Below are 5,214 nucleotides of genomic sequence, written 5' to 3'. Positions count from 1 at the left end.
CATCTATATTAATATTATAAATTATTATATTATCTTAATAATTAGTTAGACCCTATATAGGGTAATTACTTCATCCAATAGAAAAACGTCTGAGGGTTAAATCTAAATTATAGATTTAACCCTCAGACGTTTTTTTGCTTATAAAACAGTAGAAATTGTGGTCAATCTAGTCAGCTATATTCTGTACATGTTACACAAACTTACATTGTAAAATGTGGGATATTAGCAATTTTTTCGACATCAAAAAAGTATTTTTGGGGTTTTTAAGGGGAATGACAGGCTAAACAACCTATGCTAAAGTCGGCTTTGTGTTTTGGTCAGCAGCTTGATTTGTAACAGCTTCGTAAGACTTCAATGAGCTGTGATCGCCAATAATCATTTTTTATATGAATAATATGCAGCAGAAGTATCAGTCACTATGACATATATATACTTGAGTTATTGAGATTTAATTGACTGCGCTGTTGTTGATAACAGACGATTTTGAATTAACCGTAGGTATTAGATTTATGAAACAGGCTTTATTGATTTTGTCAGTACTGGGTATGGGCATAGCACAAACGAGTGGTGCTGCTATCACAATCTCTCAAACAAATAATACCATCACCAATACTTCTGTGGCATCAAACTACGGTTCATCAAAAAACATCTATAGCACCAAAAGTGGTGCTTATGTTTCTAATAATGATGAAATTAGTCAAGCAATTAGCAACCTAAGTGCGCAGGCCAAGCAAAAAGAGAATCAGCTTTCATCATTAAACAGCCGCTTATACGCTGAAAAACAACAGCAGCAAGTCAATACAGTTCCTGACAGCAATTCAGCCCCCGCTATCGCTGCTGCTCGCGCCTCAAAAGTGGCTTTATCTGGCAGCTCTGGATATTGTGCCCGTTACGTACGTAAAGCACTACAATCAGCTGGTTATGAATTTACACCCAATCCTTCAGCCTATCAGTACGCCACTCGTGGCACGCTTGATAAAGCAGGTTTTAGCAAAATCAGTAATGATATGCCAACCCAAGTAGGTGATGTTATTGTCTATGATCGCTCATCAAAGCGCCCGCATGGCCATATCCAAATCTTTGATGGCGAAAATTGGATTTCTGATTTCCGTCAGAACAGCATCAGCCCATACAGTGGTGTCTATGCTTATACGACATGGCGCGATTCAAAATACGTGGATGACGCATCCGCATCAGATCGTAATATCCACCTTGCTATGAATGATAAATAAGACTTTCTAAGTCAGCACAACATAGTTGTTATTTCCTCCAACCCAGTAGTGATCTTAATATCATTGCTGGGTTTTTTTGTGCTTAACATCAGGGCGTATTTAACCTTTCATGATTTGATCCGTCAGAAATGAACACTACTGATATCATTACTCATGACAGGAGTTATCGACAAGCGCGTTTAAAATGCCACATGATGACGCTGGTGCACTACTTGCACATTTCTGGCGCAAAACGGTCAAGTGATGCTTTAAGTGCATCAGTTCTTCCATTCGTATTTCCACAGCATGAATGTGCTCATCTAGCAAGTTATTCACATCGCCGCAGTCCTTGTCAGGCGACTCCCAGTATTCAAGTAAGATTCGCACATCATCTAAAGCCATATCGAGCGTACGGCAATGTAGGATAAATTGTAGACGCTCAATGTGCTCTTCATTATATAAACGATAATTCCCTTCGCTACGAAAAGGCTCGGGTAATAAACGCTCTTTTTCATAATAGCGAATGGTTTCTACTGTGGCACCTGTGCGTTTAGCGAGCTCACCAATTTTGATTGTCATAACAACCTCTATGATTTAAATAATTAAAGTGGCTGTAAAGACTAGCGCTAGAGAAATTAAAATTACGAAACTGTAGATAAATAACCTTGACTCTAAAGCCACTATAGGGTTCATAATATCATTATTCAAAGGGTAAATTATTATGAAATATCATATTGAAGGTATGGACTGTGCCAGTTGCATCGGCAAGATTGAAACAGCTTTGAAACGTATGCCTGGGGTTTCTGATGTTCAGCTGAATTTCGCTACAGAAACGCTAGAGCTAAATTTAGCCCCTGGTGCGCCGACTCAGGCTAGTGATATCGAAAAAACAATCAAAAGCCTAGGGTTCGGTATATCTGCCAATACTGGTCAACAAACTGTATCGGCTATTGATATTGACAGCGACAATCAGATGGCTCCGCAGGATAAGCGGTGGTGGCAAACTCAAAAAGGCAAACAGGTTGTTGGTCTCGGTATTTTGATGGGCAGCGCTTATGCACTGTCACTACTGTTCCCCGCTTATGGGATATGGGTGTTTGCCATCGCTGTGATTGTAGGCGTTTTTCCATTTGCACGCAAAGCCTTAGCACTGGCTAAAACAGGTTCATTCTTTTCAATTGAAACGCTGATGTCCGTCGCCGTGCTTGGCGCACTTATCATTGGTGAAGCTGAAGAGGCCGCAGCGGTTGTCTTTTTGTTCTCAATCGGTGAACTGTTTGAGAGTATCGCTGCTGATCGCGCTCGCGCTGGCATCAGAGCCTTATCATCGCTGGTTCCGAAAAGTGCGATTTTACTTGATGCTCAAGGTGGGCAGCGTAACGTTCCAGCGACTTCACTACAAGTGAATGACCTTGTGCTGGTGCGTCCTGGAGATAGGGTATCTGCTGATGGTTCCATTGTTCAAGGTGCGTCCAGCCTTGATGATTCGCCCGTGACGGGAGAGTCTGTTCCTGTTGCCAAGACGATGGGTGACAATGTATTTGCAGGGTCAATTAACATCGATGGTGTGCTCCAAGTGCGCGTAGAAAAGACAGCCGCCGATAACACTATTTCGCGCATTATTGATTTGGTAGAGCAAGCGCAAGCTTCCAAAGCACCCACTGCCCGTTTTATTGAGAAATTCAGTCGTTACTATACACCGGCTGTGATGGCTATTGCCGCCCTAATTATCATCGTCCCACCGTTAACCATGGGCGGAGATTGGTCAACTTGGTTATATCGAGGTCTAGCCTTATTATTGATCGCTTGTCCTTGTGCTCTTGTGCTCTCAACACCAGCTGCTATCGCCTCTGGTCTAGCGGTCGGTGCGCGCCGCGGCTTGCTGATCAAGGGCGGTAGTGCTTTAGAAACCATCGGCCAAGTGAAGACAGTCGCTTTTGACAAGACAGGCACTTTAACTGAAGGCAAACCACGCGTGACCGATGTTGTTGACATTACACAAGAGTATTCAAGTGTTCAAGGTCAGGATTCTCAGGATCAGGGTTCTCAAGGTAAAGATAAGGTATTGGCGCTCTTTGCCAGTGTGGAGACAGGTTCTAGTCACCCGCTTGCTGAAGCTATTGTCAGTCATGCCAAAGCCGCCAAAGTTGTCATACCTGTGGCTTCTAAAGCTTCTGCTACTGCGGGTAAAGCGGTACACGCAACTATCGCTGGGCGCGCGCTAGCTATCGGTTCGCCTGTTTATGCCGCAGATGAGGCATCAATTTCAGCCGAGCAACAGGCACAAATCGAGGCGCTGCAAAATGAGGGCAAGACCGTCTCAGTTCTTTTCGATGAGCAAAGTCGAGAAGTGCTTGGATTGGTCGCACTAAGAGACGAGTTACGAGACGACGCTCATGAAGGTGTGGCTCAACTTAAAGCGATGGGTGTGCGCTCCGTCATGCTAACAGGCGACAACCGCTTAACCGCTCAAGCACTTGCCAGTAATTTAGACGTGGAATGGGAAGCTGAGCTGTTGCCTGAGGACAAACTGCGCTTGCTTAACGAGATGAAGAATAACAGCAAAATAGCGATGGTGGGTGATGGTATTAACGATGCGCCAGCACTAGCAACCGCTGATGTTGGCATCGCGATGGGTGGTGGTACCGATGTGGCCATTGAGACGGCCGATATCGCATTATTAAAAAGTCGTGTTACAGACATGGCCCATCTGATTGCACTTTCGCGTGCCACCATGCGCAACATTCATCAGAACGTCATTTTCGCTTTAGGTCTCAAAGGCGTCTTTCTGATCACGACCGTATTCGGCATTACTGGACTATGGATTGCGGTTCTAGCTGATGCTGGAGCAACAGTGCTCGTTACTCTCAATGCGTTACGTTTACTGCGCTTTAAAGGCGCGCCTCCACTGGTAACTCCGCCTAAAGTAGTTAAATAAAACCCTTCGAAATCAATTAAAAACTAGAGATAGCAGCAGATTTCGGGGGTGGGTTCTAATAATAAAAATTCCACCGCTACAGTAAACTGCAACCGCATTAGAGTAAATAAGGTTAGACCGTATGTTGATTACAGAATTGGGCTATTTTGCCTTGCTTACCGCTTTTGTATTGGCGTTATTGCAGGTAATTCTGCCAACTATTGGTGTTATTCGTAACCAAGTTGCTTGGCAACGACTAGCCCCTAGCTTAGCTTGGGCACAGTTTGCCGCCATGATAACGTCATTTGGCGCTTTGATAGCAGGTTTTTATTATAATGATTTTAGCCTCAGTTACGTCGCGCAGCATTCCAATACGCTGTTGCCTTGGTACTATAAGTTATCGGCGACATGGGGCGGACACGAGGGCTCTTTGCTGCTATGGATGACCATCATGGCCACATGGTGTGCACTGGTATCATACTTTAGTCGCGGCTTGCCGTTATCAATGCGTGCGCGGGTATTAGTTATTTTGGCCGGTGTACAGTTAATGATGCTAACAATGCTGATATTTACCTCGTCACCGTTTGAGCGTACCTTACCCAATCTAGCGGTCGATGGCGCTGATTTAAATCCTGTCCTACAAGATTTCGGTCTGATTATTCATCCGCCCATGTTATATATGGGCTATGTGGGTATGGTAGTGCCTTTTGCATTTTGTATGGCGGCATTGTGGGAAGGGCGTTTAGATGCTGCTTGGACACGCTGGTCACGTCCATGGGCGCTCGCGGCTTGGGGATTTTTGACCATTGGTATTGCACTGGGCTCGTGGTGGGCCTACTACGAGCTTGGCTGGGGCGGTTGGTGGTTTTGGGATCCGGTAGAGAACGCCTCGTTTATGCCTTGGCTTGTCGGCTTAGCATTGCTGCATTCATTAGCAGTCACTGAAAAGCGCGGGGTGTTTAAAGCATGGACCATCATGCTGGCTATTTTCGCCTTTGCCTTAAGCTTGCTTGGCACGTTCCTGGTACGCTCTGGAGTCCTTACCTCAGTGCATTCGTTTGCCGCTGATCCGACGCGTGGTTTGGT

General features: G+C 44.9%; 4 protein-coding genes. 3 read left to right on the top strand and 1 reads right to left on the bottom strand.

The window, feature by feature from the left end:
* The first annotated feature begins 509 nt into the window (after nucleotides 1–509).
* Nucleotides 510–1,232, top strand: coding sequence for a CHAP domain-containing protein (locus tag ACTXGO_RS09300; protein WP_025643918.1), 723 nt, complete (start codon nucleotides 510–512; stop codon nucleotides 1,230–1,232).
* Nucleotides 1,233–1,379: 147 nt separating this feature from the next.
* On the opposite strand, the gene cadR is transcribed toward ACTXGO_RS09300, so the two are convergent.
* A complete protein-coding gene (gene cadR / locus ACTXGO_RS09295) occupies nucleotides 1,380–1,790 on the bottom strand; it encodes a Cd(II)/Pb(II)-responsive transcriptional regulator (protein WP_007394845.1) in 411 nt (136 codons plus the stop codon).
* A 142-nt stretch (nucleotides 1,791–1,932) separates the two neighbouring features.
* Between cadR and ACTXGO_RS09290 the strand changes: the two genes are divergently transcribed.
* Both ACTXGO_RS09290 and ACTXGO_RS09285 read left to right on the top strand, forming a co-directional pair.
* A complete protein-coding gene (locus ACTXGO_RS09290) occupies nucleotides 1,933–4,149 on the top strand; it encodes a heavy metal translocating P-type ATPase (RefSeq protein WP_058025811.1) in 2,217 nt (738 codons plus the stop codon).
* Nucleotides 4,150–4,270: 121 nt separating this feature from the next.
* Nucleotides 4,271–5,214: heme lyase CcmF/NrfE family subunit (locus tag ACTXGO_RS09285; RefSeq protein ID WP_443574185.1), on the top strand; the 944-nt coding region annotated here is incomplete at its 3' end.

It is taken from the genome of Psychrobacter sp. T6-1 (assembly GCF_052258445.1).
Note: the sequence above shows the minus strand (reverse complement) of the source record. Positions and strands in the feature narration are given on the sequence as shown.